Source organism: Ottowia caeni (assembly GCF_050821495.1).
Lineage (GTDB): Bacteria > Pseudomonadota > Gammaproteobacteria > Burkholderiales > Burkholderiaceae_C > Ottowia > Ottowia caeni.
The window spans coordinates 2,878,869-2,897,447 of sequence record NZ_CP151080.1; the positions used below are offsets into that span (position 1 = coordinate 2,878,869).

Consider the following 18,579-nt stretch of genomic DNA (forward strand, 5'->3'; position numbering starts at 1 on the left):
GAAGGCCCGATCTTCCTTCTCACCCTCTGACCGCACCTTCTGGAAATCTCTGAAGAATGACCACCATCCGTGTTAAGGAAAACGAACCGTTTGACGTAGCCCTGCGCCGTTTTAAGCGCACTATCGAAAAACTGGGCCTGCTGACTGATCTGCGTGCCCGCGAGTTCTACGAAAAGCCGACAGCTGAGCGCAAGCGCAAAAAAGCGGCCGCCGTCAAGCGCCACTACAAGCGCGTGCGCAGCATGCAGCTGCCGAAGAAACTGTACTGAGTCGAGTAACTTCTTCTCAAAAATAAAGGCTCGCCGAGGACGCTCGGCGAGCCTTTATTGTTTCAAATCAGAAAAAAGAGGAAAAAATGAACCTGAAAGAGCAAATCACGGAAGATATGAAAACCGCCATGCGCGCCAAGGATTCTGGCCGCCTGGGCACCATTCGTCTTTTGCAGGCTGCCATGAAGCAAAAAGAAGTGGATGAACGCGTCACGCTGGATGATGCCGCCATCGTGGCCATCATCGACAAGTTGGTCAAACAACGCAAGGACAGCATCGAAGCCTTCTCCAAAGCAAGCCGCCAGGACTTGGTGGACCAGGAAACGGCCGAGTTGAAGGTGCTGGAGGCCTACTTGCCGGCCCGCCTTTCCACTGAAGAAATCGCAGCAGAAGTCAAAGCCATCGTGACCGAACTGGGTGCCAAGGGCCCCGGCGACATGGGCAAGGTCATGGGAGCGGTCAAGACGCGCCTGGCAGGCAAAGCAGATATGGGTGCGGTTTCGGCCGCCGTGAAGGCCGCGCTGGCAGGGTAAAACCTCTCCGACCAGGCTGCGAAAGGCGGTCGCTTTAAGTTACCCCCGAGCTGTTGCCGAGCCCAATGATGGGGCATTTCAATATTGCATTTTGACGCAAGTATCCTTGTAGCTTTGCACACGAGATACTTTTTTGCGCAAACCGTTTGGTCGGTTGCAGCGTTTAATGGGAACCCCTAACGCCCCAGTCAAGTCATGCAAGCTCCCGCCCTTCGCTTCGATTTCCGGCATTGGCCGGCGGCCGCGTTGCGGCTGTTGGTCTTGGTTCTGCTGACTGCGCCAACTTGGGCATGGACGCAACAAGCAGAGCAGATCGACCCTCCGGGCCGGGTGGCCTACATTAGCCTGAAAGATGGAACCGCCCTGATGGCCACTGATGGCCGCGGATCCTGGACCCCCGCCACCCTCAACATGCCGGTAACCACCGGGGTAAGCCTTGCCACTGAAGGCAATTCACGCACGGAACTGCATAGCGGCTGGTCGGCCTTCCGGCTGACAGGCAAATCGGCCCTGGAAGTCACCGAACTGGACGATAACAGCACGCGCCTGGCACTGACCGAAGGCACTCTTTCGGCCCGAGTGCGTGAACTGCAGCCTGGGGAGCGATTCGAGGTCAACACCCCAAACATTGCGCTCGTGGCCAAACAGCCTGGCGAGTATCGCTTTGACGTAGACCCAAACAATGGCACCACCCGCCTGACGGTTCATAGCGGGATCGCTACCGTTTATGGCGATGCCGGGCAAGCCATTGCCGTCGGGGCTCGGGATCAATGGTTATTCAGCGGACGTTCGCTGGACAACCCTTCTCGAACGACGGTAACCTACCGGGACGCTTTCGACCAATGGGTTTCCTCACGAGATGCACTGGAAGATCGTTCAAACTCAGTGCGTTACGTATCGGCGGGCACCCCTGGTTACCAGCAACTCGACACCTACGGAGACTGGGCGCAAGATGTAACTTATGGCGCCGTTTGGTATCCTAGTTTAACCGTGAACGATTGGGCACCCTACCGCTACGGGCAATGGAGCTGGGTGGACCCATGGGGTTGGACCTGGGTAGATGACGCTCCCTGGGGCTTCGCACCGTTTCACTATGGCCGCTGGACCCAGATTGGCCCACGCTGGGCCTGGGTGCCTGGCCCCATCGTGCGGCGGCCGGTATATGCCCCCGCCCTCGTGGGGTTTGTAGGAGGCACCAGCGGCGGCGCAAGCTGGGGAATCTCACTCGGCTCTGGCTCACCAGGCGCCGCATGGTTTCCGCTCGCCCCCGGCGAGTACTGGGAGCCCAGCTATCGGGCTAGTCAGCGCTACCGACATGCCCTGAACCCATGGCCCAACGCCCGACCGCCCCGGCCAAGCAACGACTTCCATTTTCAGCGCCGCCCTAACGCCATCACGTTCGGGCCACGTGATCAGTTCGGCGCCATTGATGGCCGCCGTCCCCGGTTTACCAACGGTGGGCGCCTATCGCCTGACCAATGGTCCGGAACCCGGATGGTGCCGCCGCCCCCTCGCCCGAACAACCCGGGCATATCGGGTGAGCGCAATCCCCGCAACGCAGGTGATCGCGGAGCATCGCCTCCCCCGCGCCCGCAAATAACGACGCCAGACGCGCGTTGGCAGACGCCTCGCGACGCCCGGGAAACTCAGCGTCAGCTGGATCGATCGAACGAATGGCAGCGCCAACAGGGTCAACAGCGAGAGCGAGAGCGAGAGCGAGAGCGGGAGCGGGAGCGGGAGCGGGAGCGGGAACGCGACCGCGAACTGCAGCAGCGGCAGCAGTTCGACCAAAACCGCGCCGCACAGCAACAGCGCGAACAGCAGCAACAGCAGATGATCGACAGGCAACGCGACATGCGTGAGCAACAGCGGCAAATCGATCAGCGGCGCGCTCAGCAACAAGAACGTCAGTTTGAACAGCGACGCGAACAGCAGCAACTGATGAACCAGCAACGGCAAATGCTGCCGCCTGTGCAGCGCGACCGGGAGCCCCAACGCCAATGGCAAGACCGCGCCACGCAGCGTGACGGCGGGCCTTCGTGGCGGCAACGCGAGGAACGTGGCGGCGGTCCGCGCTCCGGCGGACCATCATCTCGGAGCGAGAACTAGCTTCCCGCCACCTTCATGCGATCAATGAGCAGCGAACCAACCGTCTTGGAGCCATAGGTATAGGCGTCTGCTCCTACTGCCACGATGCCTGCCAGCATGTCTCGCAGGTTGCCCGCAATCGTGATCTCTTCTACGGGGTAGGCAATGCGGCCGTTTTCCACCCAGAAACCACTTGCACCGCGCGAATAGTCGCCAGTCACGTAGTTCACGCCCTGCCCCATCAGTTCAATCACGAACAAGCCTGTGCCAAGCTTCTTGAGCATAGCATCAAGGTCGTCGGACGGTTGAGTGAGGCGGGAGGACAGACTCAGGTTGTGCGAGCCGCCTGCATTCCCGGTGGTCTTCATACCCAGTTTGCGTGCGGAATAAGTGGTCAGGAAGTAGCCTTCCACCCGTCCAGCCTTCACCACCTTGCGCGCACGAACACGCACACCCTCATCGTCAAAGGGAGAAGAACCCTTGCCACCTCGAATGAAGGGATCCTCCGAAATATCTATGTGCGTCGGAAAAACCCTCTTGCCCAGCGAGTCGACCAAGAAAGAAGCCTTGCGGTAGAGTGCCCCACCGCTCACCGCCTGAGCAAAACTGCCCAACAGACCAGCCGCGAGTGGAGATTCGAACAGCACTGGCACTTCACACGTAGAGATTTTCCGGCTTTTAAGCCGGCTCAGCGCGCGCTCGGCCGCGTAGCGGCCCACCGCCTCCGGGCTGGCCAGATCGCGCGCATCTCGCATGGAGCTATACCAATAATCGCGCTGCATGCCTGAGCCCTTGCCGGCGATAGGCGCTACTGAAATGCTGTGACGCGAACTCGCGTAGCCGCCGCGAAACCCATGCGTGTGTGCACTGAAAAAATGGCTTTGCTGCGCTGAAACGCCCGCGCCTTCGCTATTGGTAATGCGCTTGCTGGTTGCAAATGCGGCGTGCTCGCATGCTATGGCCAACTGAGCAGCTTCTTCACTGGTAACGGCCCAAGGGTGAAACAGATCGAGGTCGGGGTGCTCTGTGGCAATATCGTCCTCGTCCGGCAGGCCAGCGACCGGATCTTCGGCTGTAAAACGCGCAATGTCATATGCCGCCTGCACCGTCTGCTTGATGGCGGCACTTGAAAAATCCGAAGTACTGGCGTTACCGCGCCGCTGGCCGACATACACCGTGACACCCAGAGATTTGTCGCGATTGCGCTCAACGTTTTCCAGCTCACCCTTTCGCACACTGACGGAAAGACCAACGCCCTCCGAGGCCTCGGCCCCGGCATCGGTTGCGCCTAGTCTCTTGGCATGTGCGATAGCGGTATCAACCAGCTCTTCGAAGAAATCGCGTGAGTAGCTGAAGCCGGATTCTGCGCCTTGGGTAGCGCCCTGAATAGTACCCTGACGGGTGCCCGCAGTTGTGTGATTCATGATGCCAGCTATCATACTTGCCGCTTACTGCCAACTTCGGCACCACCCGAACCTAAATTTCATGTCCCGCAAACCCAAGAAAGGCTATTACGTACGTGGCCACTTCGTCGCTGAAGGCAGCGAACTCGACCTCGAACTGAAACGCGACCTGAAAGGTGGCGATGAACCGAGCAAGACCGAACTGAAAGCCCTGAGCGCCGAACTGCAAGGTTTGGGCGAGGAGTTGCTCACGCTACGTAAAGACCGCTTCGAGGCACTAGCCCTGCCCACCAAGCTTATCGACGCGCTGGACGAGCTCAAGAAGATCAGCAATTTCGAGGGCCGGCGTCGACAAAGCCAGTTCGTAGGAAAACTGATGCGCCAGCTGGAGAGCGAAACCATAGACGCTGTCCGCGCAGCCCTTCAGGAACAGCGCAAGGGCTCTGCAAAAGAAACCCTTCTGCTGCATTCGGCCGAAACCTGGCGCGAGCGTCTGGTCGAAGACGATGCTGCTGTCGCAGACTGGGTCGCGCGGTTTCCCGATACAGACACGCAGCAACTGCGCGCGCTGGTTCGCCAGGCACGCAAGGACGCCCCGGCGCCCGCAGAAGCCAATGTGGCCGAATCCAAAGGGCTCGCTCCGCGCAAGGCCCGTGCATGGCGGGAACTGTTTCAGCTTGTCCGCGACCAGTTGATTCAAGCCGAAGCAGACGCGCCCACCATTCAACCCATTGATGCAGAGGATGCCGGCTACACCGACGACAGCCACGCTGGCTGATGCATTTTTTGAGAATATTTTTGCGTTGAGCGCGGAATAGCAACACCATGAGCCAAGAACTGGAACCCGTCACTATCGGCATCGTCTCCATCAGCGACCGCGCCTCCAGCGGCGGCTACCAGGATCAGGGCCTGCCCGCCTTACGTGAATGGCTCACCAAGGCAGTCAAGAATCCGATCACTTTCATAGAGCGCCTGATTCCCGATGAATTGCCGGGCATCAGCCAGACCCTGATTGAGTTGGTCGACGCAGGCTGCTCGCTGGTGTTGACCACCGGCGGCACAGGGCCTGCGCCGCGTGACGTCACCCCTGAGGCAACAATGGCAGTCGCTGACAAGGAGATGCCTGGTTTTGGCGAGCAAATGCGCCAGATCAGCCTGACTTTCGTCCCGACAGCCATCCTGTCTCGTCAAGTCGCCGTGATCCGCTCGAAGAGCCTGATCATCAACCTACCAGGCCAGCCCAAGGCGATCTCAGAAACGCTTGAGGGTCTGAAGAATGATGAAGGCAAGCAACTCGTACACGGCATTTTCGCCGCCGTGCCCTACTGCATCGACCTGATCGGCGGCCCCTACCTCGAAGCAAACGAAGCCGTCTGCAAAGCCTTCAGACCCAAGAGCGCTCAGAGGCGCTGACACCCTTCAACAGAAACACATCAGAAATGGGCGCGTAAGCGCCAAAAGGCCGCGGAGCAGGCCAACCCGCAAAACGCCGTGGTCGGACCTGCGCCGGCCAGTGGCGTTGTCCCCCTCCCGCAGAGAGAGGGGGCGGCCGGCGTAGGCGAAGGCGCGTAAGCGCCTCAGGGGGTGCTTCTCTACTTCCCCACGAGCTCGTTGTATTTCTTGGCCTCAAAGCTATCTTCCCGGGCCGCGTCGTCCGGAACACAATTGGGATCAAGCTTGCAGGCCAGCTTCTCAACAGCCTGCCACAGCAGCGTGATTTGATGATCATGTGTTGCCGTGCCGTCTATCAGGCCCCGCAGCGCCTGACTGACAGGGTCGTCGTTCTGAGTCACCCCGTACGCCGAAAAGCCCATTTTTGCAGCGGCTTCTTCGCGCTTGGCTTCCGACTCTGCCAGGATGATGCGTGCCGGGTTACCCACCGCGGTCGCGCCTGCGGGCACAGGTTTGGTCACCACGGCCGAAGAGCCAATCTTGGCACCGTCTCCCACCGTAAAGCCACCGAGAACTTGCGAACTGGCACCCACAATCACGCCCTTGCCCAGCGTGGGGTGACGTTTACTGCCCTTGGTCAGGGAAGTGCCGCCCAGCGTCACGCCCTGGTAGATGGTGCAGTCGTCGCCGATCTCTGCGGTTTCACCGATCACCACGCCCATGCCATGATCAATGAACACGCGCTCGCCGATCTTGGCACCGGGGTGAATCTCTATGCCGGTAAGAAAGCGTCCCCAATGTGAAATCCATCGCGCCAGCCACAACCAGCCGCGCACCCATAGAGCATGGGCCACACGGTGCAGCACCAGTGCATGGAAGCCGGGGTAAGAAAACACCACGTCCCATACGCTGCGCGCAGCAGGGTCACGCTCGAGAATGGCGCGGGAATAGGAGCGAATCTGGTTCAACATGTTGCGTGAAGTCTAAACTGACTGGCTTTCCCATGACGGAACACGGCAGGAGCTTCCCCACAGCTCATCCGTTTTTTCCTGGTAGTCTGGTGAAGTGAGCTGAAAGCCGGCTCAGCGCTTTGCGCTCTCACGCATCGCCTTGGCAATGCCGCGCAAGATGTGAATCTCTTCCTGGGTCAGCGTGGCCCGGTTAAAAAGCTGCGTCAGCCTAGGCATGAGCTTCTTGGGCGCTGTTGGATCCAGAAACCCGATATCGACAAGCGCTTGTTGCCAATGCCCCAGCATTCCCGCGATTTGTGCTGCATCGGCCTGCTGATTCTCACGGTCCTGCCTCTGCAATTGGGAGGCTCCTTCCTCACCAAAGCGGGCCGCCAACGCCTCCCTCCAATCGTAGGCAATCAATTGCACCGCAGCAGCGATATTGAGCGATCCATAATCAGGGTTCGTAGGAATCGAAAGCGCCACATGACAACGATAGACATCGTCATTCTTCATGCCATAGCGCTCAGAACCGAATAGAAAGGCGACGCCTTCCGGCACCTCGGGCGCGCCCGGCGCAGGATTGAGCAGTCTGTCAAAATGCGCTCTGGGGCTTCGAGTCGGCGGGCCGAAGTCTCGCGGCGTCATGGCCGTGGCACAAAGGTGCGTCATGCCTGTCAGAGCGTCTTCCACAGTCTGCACAATGCGCGCACGCTCCAGCACATCGGTGGCTCCACTCGCCCGCTCAATAGCCTCGGCACGGGTGAGCACATCAGGCCAGCGCGGGGCCACAAGCACCAGATCATCGAACCCCATCACCTTCATCGCCCGTGCAACGGCGCCCACGTTTCCAGCGTGGCTGGTTTCGATTAAAACAAAGCGGGTTTTCATGGCGTCAAAGCGTTTCATCAGGCCATGATTGTCGCGCGAGATAACATGCGGGTTTTTTAACTCTTTCTCACCATGACAACCCAAAGCATTCACAACGTTACGCTCACCACGCAGGCCAACGTTTATTTCGACGGCAAATGCGTCTCCCACAGCTTCACGCTCGCTGACGGCACAAAGAAGAGTGTGGGGGTTGTCCTGCCGTCCACCCTCACTTTCAACACCGGCGCAGCCGAAATCATGGAGTGCGTAGGCGGCAGCTGCGAATACAAGCTGGCCGGCACCAGCGATTGGCAGACTTCCAGCCCGGGAGAGAAGTTCGGCATCCCAGCCAACTCGTCGTTCGACATCCGGGTGACTGAGTCCTACCACTACATCTGCCACTACGCTTAAGGCGAAGACAGCGAATGGGAGATGACATCCGGCGCCTTTCGTGCATGATGCGCAACGGTCATCATCAGACGCTCTCCCGCCTTTAACGTGAACTCCTCCACCCTTCCCGCAGACCCGGCACTGATCGACTCTCGTGCCGCCGCATGGCGCCTGTTCATCACCGTGTTGCTGGTGACGCTAGGCAACAGCAGCATGTACGTGGTGTCCGTGGTGCTTCCCGCCGTGCAGGCAGAGTTTGGCGTAAGCCGCGGCAACGCATCGCTGCCTTACACGCTCATGATGATCTGCCTGGGTATAGGGGGCATTTATACCGGAAAGTTGGCGGACCGACATGGAATCACTCCGGTGCTGCTCATGGGCTCTGCGGCAGTCCTTGGCGGGTTCGTGTGGGCGGGGTTTTCTGGCAGCATCTGGAGCTTCGGCCTGGCGCACGGCTTGCTGTTGGGGCTCCTGGGCGGCGCGTCCACGTTCGCCCCCTTGTTGGCGGACACCAGCCTCTGGTGGAACCGCCGCAGAGGCATTGCCGTGGCCATCTGCGCCAGTGGCAATTACATCGCCGGCACCATCTGGCCGCCATTGGCGCAATGGGGCGTCGAACATTTTGGCTGGCGCCCCACCTACATCGCCATGGGCCTTTTTTGCGGCATTGGCATGGCGTTGCTGGCTACACGCATGCGCCAGCGGCCCCCGGCAGCAACCCTGGAAGCCACGCCCAGCGCTGCAAACGTCAGCACGCCCTCCATCGACAAGAGCAAACCCTTCGGATTACCCCCCGCTCATGCCCAATGGCTACTGTGCGTGGCCGGAGTAGCCTGCTGCGTTGCCATGGCCATGCCGCAAGTGCACATCGTCGCGTACTGTACCGACCTGGGGTTCGGCGCTGCTCGGGGCGCGGAAATGCTCTCCCTGATGCTAGGCTTTGGCATCATCAGCCGGTTGCTGTCTGGCTGGATCTGTGACCACATCGGCGGCATTCGCACGTTATTGCTAGGGTCAGCCTTGCAATGCGTGGCACTGCTTCTGTTTCTGCCGGCCAACGGTTTGGTGCCGTTGTATGTCATTTCTGCGATGTTCGGTTTGTTTCAGGGCGGTATCGTGCCCTCCTACGCCATCATCGTGAGAGAGCACTTTCCCGCAAGAGAAGCTGGAGGGCGGGTAGGAGCCGTCATCATGGCCACGCTGGTGGGCATGGCCTTGGGCGGCTGGCTTTCCGGATGGATCTTCGACGTGACGGGCAGCTACCGTGCGGCCTTCATCAACGGCATTGCCTGGAACGCCGTGAACTTGAGCATTGCAGGATGGCTTTACTGGCGAACCACCGCCCGCAGGCGCTGGAGCGCTCCCACAGCCTCCTGATTGGGTTCTCTAAAGGCATCCTTAAACCACCACCGGCTCGGGCTCCAGCCGAATGCCAAAACGCTCGTACACGCTGGTCTGAATCGCCTTGGCCAGCGTCATCACTTCGCCGCCAGTGGCTGGATGCTCCGAACCACCGCGGTTGATCAGCACAAGGGCCTGCTTGTCATACACAGCCGCGTTGCCCACTTGCTTGCCTTTCCAGCCGCAAGCGTCAATGAGCCAGCCGGCGGCCAGTTTGATGCTTCCGTCTGCCATCGGGTAGTGGACCACTTTGGGGTCGCGGCCGATGATATCCTGGCATTGCTCAGGGGTCACCGTGGGATTCTTGAAGAAACTGCCGGCGTTACCAATCACGGCTGGATCGGGTAATTTGGCTCGCCGAATGGACACGATCCAATCATAGATTTGCCTGGCGCTGGGGCGGTTCACACCCTCCTCCTGCATGCGCCGCTCAAGATCCAGGTAGCCTAGCACCGGCTTCCACGCCTTGGGCAGCGCAAAGCGCACACGTAAGATCAACGCGCGGCCCGCAAGGCCCATGCTCCGCGGCAGCTCACCCGGGTAGGTGGCCGCGGCGGGAGGATGCTTGAACACTGAATCACGGTAGGCGAAACCGCACTGCGCGGCATCAAGGCTGAACAGCTCTCCCGTAGCCAGATCAACTGCGTCCAGGGAATCGAAGCGGTCTTGAAGCTCCAGCCCATACGCGCCGATGTTCTGCACAGGCGAGGCTCCGACCGTGCCGGGTATGAGCGCAAGATTCTCCAAGCCTGGCAAGCCCTGATCCAGCGTCCAGGTGACAAAATCGTGCCAATTTTCACCAGCCCCTGCTTCCACAATGGTGTGGCGCTCGGTCTGCTCCAGCACGCGACGCCCGAGCGTCTCCACCTTCAGGACCAATTGCTTTACATCGCCTGTAAGGATGATATTGCTGCCTCCGCCCAGCACGAACTTACCCTGCCCCCCTAACACCGGATCAGACAGCACGGCCCGCACATCGCCTTCGGTGCGAACCCGCACGAGGCTTGCCGCGCGGGCAGCAATGCCAAAGCTGTTGAGTGACTGCAGAGGGACGTTTTGCTCGACTAACATGGGACAATTGTCGCACTGCACATATGCACACTGCATATGCGCACCCCCACAAGCCTAGTCAAGCGAAAGGAACAAGCATGCCCTCATTCGACACCGTCTGCGAACCCGATATGGTGGAAGTGAAGAACGCGGTGGAAAACACCGCCAAAGAAATCGGAACACGCTTCGATTTCAAGGGCACTTCAGCCGCCATAGAGCTGAAAGACAAGGAAATTACCCTGCTGGGCGACGCCGATTTTCAGCTACAGCAAGTTGATGAAATCCTGCGCAACAAGCTCGCCAAGCGCAACGTGGACGTCCGCTTTCTCGACAAAGGCCCTGTGGCCAAGGTCGGAGGCGACAAGGTCAAACAGGTCGTCAAGGTGAAAAACGGCATTGCCACCGAAGACGGCAAGAAAATCCAGAAGCTCATCAAGGAAAGCAAACTCAAAATTCAAGCATCCATTCAGGGCGACGCAGTACGTGTCACAGGCACGAAACGTGACGATCTGCAAGCAGCCATGGCCTTGTTGCGCAAGGAAATGACCGATCTGCCTCTTTCGTTCGACAACTTCCGCGATTGATGAAAGCTGCGCGTTACGCCCTTCTGGGAGCCTGCTCCTTGGCCTTGATGGGATCTGGCTCGGCCTGGTCACAGTCCGTAACTCTGCAAGGCATGATGGGTAAGCGCGCCCTCCTCATCATCGACGGCGGCAGGCCGCGCAGCGTGGCCCCGGGAGAATCATTTGGCGGCGTGCGCGTGCTGTCCACCAGTGCAGACCAAGCTGTGGTCAGTGTGGGCGGCAAACAGCTTACATTGCGCTTGGGAGAAGCCCCGGCCAGCGTGGGCGGCGCACCGTCCGGAGACGGTGGGGACCGCATCGTTCTAAGCGCTGACAGCCGAGGTCATTTTTTCACCCAAGGCAGTATCAACAATCGCCCCGTGCAGTTCATGGTCGATACTGGTGCCTCTGACGTAGCGCTCGGCCAGTCGGAAGCTGATCGCCTAGGCATTGACTATAAGTCGGCAACTCCGGTGCGAATGAACACCGCCAATGGGGTTGCCCAAGGCTGGCGCCTAAAGCTACGCAACGTAAAGGTGGGTGAAGTAACCCTGTACGACGTAGATGCAGTAGTTACGCCGCTACCCATGCCCGCAGTTCTGTTGGGCAATAGTTTCCTGAACCGATTCAACATGCGACGAGACGCAGATCAGCTGACTCTGAGCCGCCGATAAATGCTGCTTTCCGCAGCTTCTGACGGGCGGAGAAAGCAAAATCCTCAGCCCTGGCGTTGCGCAGCCGTCACCACGATCTCAATTTTCATTCCGGGGTCAGCAAGTGCCGCTTGCACAGTAGCGCGCGGCGGCGCGTGACCTGGCGCCACCCAGGCATCCCACACCTCGTTCATGGCAACGATGTCAACTATGTCGGCCAAGAAAATCTGTGCGCGAAGAATGAGCGATTTGTCGCTACCGCACACAGCCAGGTGTTGATCAACCTGTGCCAGGACATCCGCCGTCTGGCCGCGTATGTCGGTGGCGCCGCTCTCGGGCACCATGCCCGCCAGATAAACAACGCCGTTGAAAACAGCAGCCTCTGACAAACGCGGGCCCATGCCATGACGCGTGATGGCGTTCATTTCTTACCTTTCTTGCCAAGCTTCGACTCTGTGCCAGACATGAGGCGGCTAATGTTTTCCCGGTGGCGGTAGATCAACAGGATGGCCATGACCGCCATGGCCAGCGTCTTGGCGCCAGAGGCATCCCAGGCGGCCCCATCGACCAGCAGGTAATAGGCAGGCGCAAACACTGCCGCGACGATCGAGGCAAGTGACGAATAGCGGAAGAAGAGCGCTATGACGATCCAGGTGACCAGCACAGCCACCCCTAACAAAGGCTCTAGCGCCAGCAGCACCCCGGCTGCGGTAGCTACCCCCTTACCGCCCGCGAAGCCAAAGAACACCGGGTACAAATGCCCAAGAAATGCCGCCAGCCCCACCAGGGCTTGAGTACCCTCCCCCAGCCCGTACTGCTGACCAAACCACCTGACCAGCATGACCGGGAGCCAACCCTTGGCCGCATCGAGCAGCAAAGTCACAATGGCGGCGGCCTTCGAGCCGGAACGCAGCACGTTGGTGGCACCCGGGTTCTTGCTGCCGTAGCTGCGCGGATCCTGCAGTCCCATGAGGCGACTGACGATAACGGCAAAACTGAGCGATCCAATCAGATAAGCAAGCAGTGCCGCAAGCAAAGGCCAAATCGTTTCCACGGTGTCGAGAGCCCCCTCAAAAGTATATAAAGGTATTAAAGGGTGCCCTGCATAGCTCCCTGCGGTCTGTGGCAGCACGGCCGCGGGCGATCCGCACTACCACCGACTCGCGAGGGTGATGCAAGGCATCCTTAAGTTTCAGGGGCGAATAATACCTATAACCGCCCGTATAGGATGCCCTGCATAACTCCCTGCGGTCTGTGGCAGCACGGCCTCGGGCGATCCGCTGCGTTGCTTTTCTTGCCAATAGCTGGGCTATTGGCTGCAAAAAGACGCCTTGCGCCTCATCCCGATCCGCACTACCACCGACTCGCGAGGGTTATGCAGGGCATCCTATAGCTTCTCCCCATCGATTCACCCCATCGCTGCAGACAATGCAGGCGAAACAGGCACCCCACCCATTCAATCTTCAATCGCGCACCGAACCGGCTTGGCTCCCAGCACCTGCAAGCACACTTGTGGATCAATGCCTATCAAATAGCCGCGGCGCCCGCCATTGATCGCAATGCGAGGCAGCTCGAGGATGGTCTCCTCGACAAAAACCGGCATGGCGCGTCGCGTGCCGAAAGGCGATGTACCTCCCACCAGGTAGCCACTGTGCCGGTTGGCCACTTCCGGACGGCAGGGTTCAACCGATTTGGCACCGATCTGGCGAGCCAGATTCTTCGTCGACACTTTACGGTTGCCATGCATCAGAACAACAAGCGGCTTGGCATCCTGATCCTGCATGACCAAGGTCTTGACCACCGTGAACGGATCGAATCCCAGCACTTCGGCGCTGTACTCGGCACCGCCATGCTCCACGTATTCGTAGGGGTGTTCAGTAAAAGCCACTCCGTGGCTGCGGAGCAGCGCTGTCGCGGGGGTTTCACTCACGTGGTTGCGTTTGCTCATGCGCTGGCCTACCCCTTACTGCGCCGGATCGCGCAGCTCCAGGCGGACTGCGTCGATCGCCTCCAGAAGCTCGGGCGAGAGCTGAGTGTCCCAGGCGTCCAGATCTTCATCCAGTTGTGCCAGCGTCGTCACGCCGATAATCGTGCTGGCCACACGCCATGAGCGGTAGCAGAACGCAAGGGCCATCTGCGTGGGCGTCAGGCCGTGATCGCGAGCCAACTGGCTGTAGCGCCGTGACGCTTCCAGCGCGCTCAAGCGGCCCCAGCGCTGGCTCTTCATCCGGTCGAACATGCTCATGCGGCCTTGCGGCGCCTCCGCGGAATGAATGCCCGTGGCATCGTACTTACCGGTCAGCACGCCGAAACCAAGTGGCGAATAGGCCAGCAGACTCACCTCCAGCCTGTGGCAGGTTTCGTCGAGCCCGTTGTCATAGGTGCGAGACGTGAGGCAATACGGGTTTTGTATGGCGGCTACGCGCGGTAGCCCATGCTCTTCGGCCAGCCGAACGAACTCATGTACACCGTAAGGCGTTTCGTTGGAAAGGCCAATGGCTCGCACCTTGCCGCTTTGAACCAGTTTGGCCAGCGCTTCCAGCTGCTCTCGGATTGGCGTAGCGGATTTTTCACGAGCCGGCTCATAGTAGATGCTGCCAAAGCTGGGAACGTTGCGCTCCGGCCAATGGATCTGGTAGAGGTCGATCACGTCGGTCTGCAGGCGCTTCAGGCTGGCGTTGCAGGAAGCTTCAATATCGGCCGCTGTCATGCCATGCCCCGCACGGATCCACGGCATCCCGCGCGAAGGCCCCGCCACCTTGCTGGCCAGGACGATCTTTTCGCGCATGCCTGGCCGCGCCTTCAGCCAGTTGCCAATGTAAATTTCCGTCAGGTGGGTCGTCTCGGCCTTAGGTGGCACGGGGTACATCTCTGCCGTATCGAGAAAATTCACACCTCGCTCAACCGCACGATCCATGATCGCATGGGAATTGGCTTCGTCCACCTGCTCACCAAAGGTCATGGTGCCAAGGCAGACTGGAGTCACGCGCAAGTCGCTGCGCCCGAGAGTAATAGTTTTCATGTATTGCGAAGGAGCGTTGTCACAAAGGTGAATCGTAACCGTGACCGCTTGATTTGATAATGCCCCCATGTACCAAATCGTCCGCCCTTCACGCAGTGAGTTCGTTCCCGTTCGCTTGCACCGCTATCACGTCCGCCTTTGGGGCGATACTTCCGGCCCCACCGACCTTCCCCCTGTGGTGCTGGTACATGGCTGGATGGATGTGGCTGCCTCCTACCAGTTCATGGTGGATTCATTGCCAGAGGATTTTCTCAAAGGCCGACTGATCATTGCGCCCGACTGGCGAGGTTTTGGCCATTCCACGGGGCCTGCGACCGATCACTACAGCTTTCCCGAATATCTTGGTGACCTGGAATGTTTGCTGGACCACTACGCGGGCAACCGGGAGATTGATCTCGTCGGGCACAGCATGGGCGGCAATGTGGCAATGATGTATGCAGGCGTTCGCCCAACACGGATCCGCCGGCTCATCAACCTCGAAGGTTTCGGCATGCCATCCACCAAACCAGAGCAAGCGCCCGGCCGTTATGCCAAATGGATCGACGAAATCAAATCTCTACATGCAGGCCAGAGCCTGCTGAAAAACTATGAGGATGCCAGCGGCGTGGCAGCTCGGCTGATCAAAACCAACCCCCGCCTACCTAGCGCCAAAGCGGATTGGCTGGCAGGCCATTTGTCTGAACAGCGCATTCAACCAGACGGCAACTCGCGCTGGGAGATTCTGGGCGACCCCGCTCACCGCATCACCAACGCACAGCTTTTTCGTGTAGATGAAATGCTTGAGCTGTACAAGAAAATCACCGCACCCACGCTGATGGTCGAAGCCGACGACGGCAGCCTGAAAACCTCTTGGCAAAAACGATACTCACAGGCTGAGTTCGAAGAGCGCATTGCCCACGTACCCAACCTGCGGCGCGCGACGATCATGAACGCAGGTCATATGCTTCACCACGATCAGCCAGAGGAACTTGCCCGCCTGGTAGTGGATTTTCTCGGCGAATAAGGCCTGTCAAGGGCCCCCTCAAGCGGCGAAGATAACGCCGCAGCGAGTGCGAGCCCTGAAATAGACGCCTGCACGGGTGCATGCAGCGTCTCAACTCAAGACCAATCTCCAGAAGACTGGAAATAGCGCACCGGGCAAGGAAGAGTCAGACACATCCTTGCCCAATTTTATCGATATTGCCCACCCCCCAAGAAGAGCCCAACTTCCATCAGGGTCGGCCACACTCCGATCTCTGCTGCTCTATTGCTTGAAATCAATAATTTATCAATAATTTATCTCTAGAATCCAGATGTTCCATCACCTATAGCCCACTGCCTCCCATATGAAATCTTTCGTATTTATCGATATTTTTCAGAATTCCATGCAGATAGACATGCGTGTCTGCCTTGAAGGCACGGCAGCCATCTGAGAACACAAGCAGTCGGCGGAAGAATTGACTTCGATGCGATGAGTTTGCTCACGTACACCGTCACCCTCAATGAAACGGGCGAAAGCTACCGCTGCGCCGGATCGCGTTCCGTGCTGGAAGGCATGGAAGCGCTGGGCAAAAAAGGCATTCCGGTGGGCTGCCGCAACGGGGGTTGTGGCGTCTGCAAGGTTCAAGTGCTTGAAGGCCAGTACGTGCGGCGCGTGATGAGCCGGGAACACGTAAGTGAGGCCGAGGAAGCCGAAGGCTACGTACTTTCTTGCCGCATCAAACCCACCAGCGACCTGCGCATTGCGGTACTCGGAAACATGAAAAAGAGCGTTTGCCGAACCATTGAACCGGCGAACAGCTCACCCCTATCCTCAACCTGAAGAAGACCCTAGGAGATTTCAAAATGGCAATGACAGGAGTATTGCGCCCGGGCCATGCCCAGATCCGAGTTCTGGACATGGAAGAATCAGTTCATTTCTACACTCAGGTGATGGGCTTGATGGAGACCGGACGCGACCCGTCAGGTCGCGTTTACTTCAAGTGCCGCCAGGAACATGACCACCACAGCATCGTGCTGCGCCAGGCCGATCGGGCCGGCATGGACTTCTTCGGCTTCAAGGTGCTAGACAAAGCCACCCTGGAAAAGTTGAATGAAAAGCTGCAGGCAGCGGGGGTAAAAACCGAGCGCGTGCCCGCAGGCGAGATGCTTGAGACTGGCGAGCGCGTGCGCTTTCAAATACCCACCGGCCACACGATCGAGCTGTACGCCGAGAAAAAATGCATCGGCAGCATCAGTGGCTACAACGACCCCGAGGTCGATGTGATCGATGGCCCAGGCATCCGCCCTGTGCGCATGGACCACGCGCTGATCTATGGGGGAGACATCGACGGCAACCTCAAGCTCTTCACCGAGCTACTCGGCTTCAGCCTGGTCGAACGCGTCAAACTTGAAGACGGTCAAACCGACCTGGCCACCTGGCTCACTTGCAGCACCAAAGCCCATGACATCGCCATGGTGCGCCATTCGGAGGACAACAAGCTTCATCACGTGAGCTTCTTGATGGAAAGCTGGGAACAGGTCTTGCGCGCCGCCGACATCATGAGCCGCCATCGCGTCTCGATCGACATCGGCCCGACTCGGCACGGCATTACCCAGGGCACGACGATTTACTTCTTCGACCCCTCCGGCAACCGGCTTGAGACATTTGCAGGCGGCTATCAGTGGTACCCGGACAATCCCCCGATCACCTGGGGCTGGGAAGAAGTGGGCCGAGGCATTTTCTATCACGACCGCAAGCTCAACGATGCCTTCCTGGGTGTAGTGACCTGATCGGCCACTGCCACTGCCAGTATTGCGGCACAGCAAGTAAGAGGGGTGTCTTTGCCCCTCGCCTTCGAGGTGCGTACCCGTGAGAAAATGATGGATTCGCCCGCAACCGCGGGCCACACATCAGGACTGACACATCATGGACGCAGAACAAATCAACCAGATCGGCGCGCAACTCGAAGACCTCTCCGAGCGCACCTCGGATTTACGGAGGTATCTTTGACTACGATACCAAAGCAGACCGCCTGCGCACGGTAAACGCATGGCTTGAAGATCCGTCGATCTGGAACGACCCCAAGAAGGCCCAGGAACTGGGCAAGGAAAAAAGCCCTTGACGGCGTCGTTGCCGTGATCGACACGCTCACACGCGAGCTGGCCGACAACCTCGAGCTCTTCGAGATGAGTCGAGAAGAAGAAGACGAAGCCGGCCTCCAGACCATCGAAGCCGAGTCTGCCAAGCTCGCCAAGTTGGTGGAGGATCTGGAGTTCCGCCGCATGTTCAACCAGCCGGCCGACCCAAACAACGCCTTCCTCGACATCCAGGCCGGCGCCGGTGGCACCGAGGCCCAGGACTGGGCGAGCATGCTGCTGCGGCAATACCTGAAGTATGCGGAACGCAAGGGCTTCAAAACGGAAATAGAAGACGAAACGCCAGGCGACACTGCGGGTATCAAAGGCGCCACCATCAAGATTGAGGGTGAATACGCCTACGGCTTGCTGCGCACCGAAACTGGCGTGCACCGGCTGGTTCGCAAGAGCCCGTTCGACTCCTCCGGTGGCCGGCACACCAGCTTCGCCAGCGTGTTCGTCTATCCCGAGATCGACGACTCGATCGAGATCGACATCAACCCCGCAGACGTCCGCATCGACACCTACCGTGCCAGCGGCGCGGGTGGTCAGCACATTAACAAGACCGACTCGGCCGTGCGCCTGACACACATTCCCACCAACATTGTGGTGCAGTGCCAGGACAGCCGAAGCCAGCATTCGAACCGCGACGTTGCCTGGCGCCGCCTGCGCTCACGCCTGTACGATCACGAGATGCGCAAGCGCATGGAAGAGCAGCAAAAGCTGGAAGACAGCAAGACCGACGTCGGCTGGGGCCACCAGATCCGTTCGTACGTCCTGGACAACAGCCGCATCAAGGATCTGCGCACCAACGTGGAAATCAGCAACACTCAAAAAGTGCTGGACGGCGATCTCGATGCCTTCATTGAAGCCAGCCTGAAGCAGGGCGTTTAAGAGGA

Annotated in this window: 20 protein-coding genes and 1 pseudogene; 13 read left to right on the forward strand and 8 right to left on the reverse strand. The window is 59.1% G+C overall.

The genetic code is table 11. The annotated features are described in order from the left end of the window. Positions 1 to 56: 56 nt before the first annotated feature. The 3 genes from rpsU (at position 57) to AAAK34_RS13670 (ending at position 2,911) form a co-directional block, all read left to right on the forward strand. Complete coding sequence (gene rpsU, locus AAAK34_RS13660) at positions 57 to 269, forward strand: 30S ribosomal protein S21 (RefSeq protein WP_007833691.1); 213 nt, start codon at positions 57 to 59, stop codon at positions 267 to 269. Positions 270 to 355: 86 nt separating this feature from the next. Beyond that, positions 356 to 802, forward strand: coding sequence for a GatB/YqeY domain-containing protein (locus tag AAAK34_RS13665; RefSeq protein WP_231695915.1), 447 nt, complete (start codon positions 356 to 358; stop codon positions 800 to 802). 195 nt (positions 803 to 997) lie between these two features. After that, positions 998 to 2,911, forward strand: a complete 1,914-nt coding sequence (locus tag AAAK34_RS13670) for a DUF6600 domain-containing protein (protein WP_231695914.1) — start codon at positions 998 to 1,000, stop codon at positions 2,909 to 2,911. Here AAAK34_RS13670 and pmbA read toward each other — a convergent pair. After that, positions 2,908 to 4,314, reverse strand: a complete 1,407-nt coding sequence (gene pmbA / locus AAAK34_RS13675; RefSeq protein WP_231695913.1) for a metalloprotease PmbA — start codon at positions 4,312 to 4,314, stop codon at positions 2,908 to 2,910. The two genes, AAAK34_RS13670 and pmbA, sit on opposite strands and share 4 nt — an antisense overlap. 61 nt (positions 4,315 to 4,375) lie before the next feature. Between pmbA and yjgA the strand changes: the two genes are divergently transcribed. Both yjgA and mog read left to right on the forward strand, forming a co-directional pair. Then, positions 4,376 to 5,071, forward strand: coding sequence for a ribosome biogenesis factor YjgA (yjgA, locus tag AAAK34_RS13680; protein WP_231695912.1), 696 nt, complete (start codon positions 4,376 to 4,378; stop codon positions 5,069 to 5,071). Between the two features lie 47 nt (positions 5,072 to 5,118). Continuing rightward, a complete protein-coding gene (gene mog / locus AAAK34_RS13685; protein ID WP_231695911.1) occupies positions 5,119 to 5,706 on the forward strand; it encodes a molybdopterin adenylyltransferase in 588 nt (195 codons plus the stop codon). A 179-nt stretch (positions 5,707 to 5,885) separates the two neighbouring features. On the opposite strand, the gene cysE is transcribed toward mog, so the two are convergent. Both cysE and AAAK34_RS13695 read right to left on the reverse strand, forming a co-directional pair. Continuing rightward, complete coding sequence (gene cysE / locus AAAK34_RS13690; RefSeq protein ID WP_231695910.1) at positions 5,886 to 6,656, reverse strand: serine O-acetyltransferase; 771 nt, start codon at positions 6,654 to 6,656, stop codon at positions 5,886 to 5,888. Positions 6,657 to 6,767: 111 nt separating this feature from the next. Continuing rightward, positions 6,768 to 7,526 carry an RNA methyltransferase gene (locus AAAK34_RS13695; protein WP_231695982.1) on the reverse strand — a complete coding sequence of 253 codons (759 nt, stop codon included), beginning with the start codon at positions 7,524 to 7,526 and terminating at the stop codon, positions 6,768 to 6,770. Positions 7,527 to 7,598: 72 nt separating this feature from the next. Between AAAK34_RS13695 and AAAK34_RS13700 the strand changes: the two genes are divergently transcribed. Together AAAK34_RS13700 and AAAK34_RS13705 are read left to right on the forward strand one after the other, a co-directional pair. Further along, on the forward strand, positions 7,599 to 7,916 hold the full coding sequence (locus tag AAAK34_RS13700; RefSeq protein WP_231695909.1) for a pyrimidine/purine nucleoside phosphorylase: 318 nt from the start codon (positions 7,599 to 7,601) through the stop codon (positions 7,914 to 7,916). Positions 7,917 to 8,003: 87 nt separating this feature from the next. Next, complete coding sequence (locus AAAK34_RS13705) at positions 8,004 to 9,272, forward strand: MFS transporter (protein WP_231695908.1); 1,269 nt, start codon at positions 8,004 to 8,006, stop codon at positions 9,270 to 9,272. 21 nt (positions 9,273 to 9,293) lie between these two features. Here the strand turns inward: AAAK34_RS13705 and murB are convergent, their stop codons facing one another. After that, entirely contained in the window at positions 9,294 to 10,367 is a 1,074-nt protein-coding gene (gene murB, locus AAAK34_RS13710; RefSeq protein WP_231695907.1) for a UDP-N-acetylmuramate dehydrogenase, read from the reverse strand. Positions 10,368 to 10,444: 77 nt separating this feature from the next. On the opposite strand from murB, the gene AAAK34_RS13715 reads away from it, so the two are divergent. Both AAAK34_RS13715 and AAAK34_RS13720 read left to right on the forward strand, forming a co-directional pair. Beyond that, positions 10,445 to 10,930 carry a YajQ family cyclic di-GMP-binding protein gene (locus tag AAAK34_RS13715; protein WP_231695906.1) on the forward strand — a complete coding sequence of 162 codons (486 nt, stop codon included), beginning with the start codon at positions 10,445 to 10,447 and terminating at the stop codon, positions 10,928 to 10,930. Continuing rightward, a complete protein-coding gene (locus AAAK34_RS13720) occupies positions 10,930 to 11,583 on the forward strand; it encodes a retropepsin-like aspartic protease family protein (protein ID WP_431777386.1) in 654 nt (217 codons plus the stop codon). Before AAAK34_RS13715 ends, AAAK34_RS13720 begins: the two co-directional genes overlap by 1 nt. Positions 11,584 to 11,627: 44 nt before the next feature. On the opposite strand, the gene AAAK34_RS13725 is transcribed toward AAAK34_RS13720, so the two are convergent. The 4 genes from AAAK34_RS13725 to AAAK34_RS13740 all read right to left on the reverse strand — a co-directional run bounded on the left by AAAK34_RS13725 (position 11,628) and on the right by AAAK34_RS13740 (position 14,584). Beyond that, on the reverse strand, positions 11,628 to 11,987 hold the full coding sequence (locus AAAK34_RS13725; RefSeq protein WP_231695905.1) for a RidA family protein: 360 nt from the start codon (positions 11,985 to 11,987) through the stop codon (positions 11,628 to 11,630). Continuing rightward, positions 11,984 to 12,616 (reverse strand): glycerol-3-phosphate 1-O-acyltransferase PlsY, encoded by a 633-nt coding sequence (plsY, locus tag AAAK34_RS13730; protein ID WP_231695980.1) that lies wholly within the window; start codon positions 12,614 to 12,616, stop codon positions 11,984 to 11,986. The genes AAAK34_RS13725 and plsY overlap by 4 nt, the downstream gene beginning before the upstream one ends. Positions 12,617 to 13,018: 402 nt before the next feature. Then, a complete protein-coding gene (locus AAAK34_RS13735) occupies positions 13,019 to 13,510 on the reverse strand; it encodes an aminoacyl-tRNA deacylase (RefSeq protein WP_231695904.1) in 492 nt (163 codons plus the stop codon). A gap of 15 nt (positions 13,511 to 13,525) precedes the next feature. Next, a complete protein-coding gene (locus AAAK34_RS13740) occupies positions 13,526 to 14,584 on the reverse strand; it encodes an aldo/keto reductase (RefSeq protein WP_431777387.1) in 1,059 nt (352 codons plus the stop codon). Between the two features lie 67 nt (positions 14,585 to 14,651). On the opposite strand from AAAK34_RS13740, the gene AAAK34_RS13745 reads away from it, so the two are divergent. From AAAK34_RS13745 to prfB, 4 genes and pseudogenes are all read left to right on the forward strand, one after another. After that, a complete protein-coding gene (locus AAAK34_RS13745; RefSeq protein ID WP_231695902.1) occupies positions 14,652 to 15,587 on the forward strand; it encodes an alpha/beta fold hydrolase in 936 nt (311 codons plus the stop codon). 447 nt (positions 15,588 to 16,034) lie between these two features. After that, positions 16,035 to 16,385: a 2Fe-2S iron-sulfur cluster-binding protein gene (locus AAAK34_RS13750; protein WP_431777388.1), complete on the forward strand. Its 351-nt coding sequence runs from the start codon at positions 16,035 to 16,037 to the stop codon at positions 16,383 to 16,385. Positions 16,386 to 16,408: 23 nt separating this feature from the next. Beyond that, positions 16,409 to 17,335, forward strand: coding sequence for a catechol 2,3-dioxygenase (locus AAAK34_RS13755; protein WP_231695901.1), 927 nt, complete (start codon positions 16,409 to 16,411; stop codon positions 17,333 to 17,335). 136 nt (positions 17,336 to 17,471) lie between these two features. Then, positions 17,472 to 18,574: pseudogene (prfB, locus tag AAAK34_RS13760) on the forward strand (peptide chain release factor 2). Positions 18,575 to 18,579 lie beyond the last annotated feature (5 nt).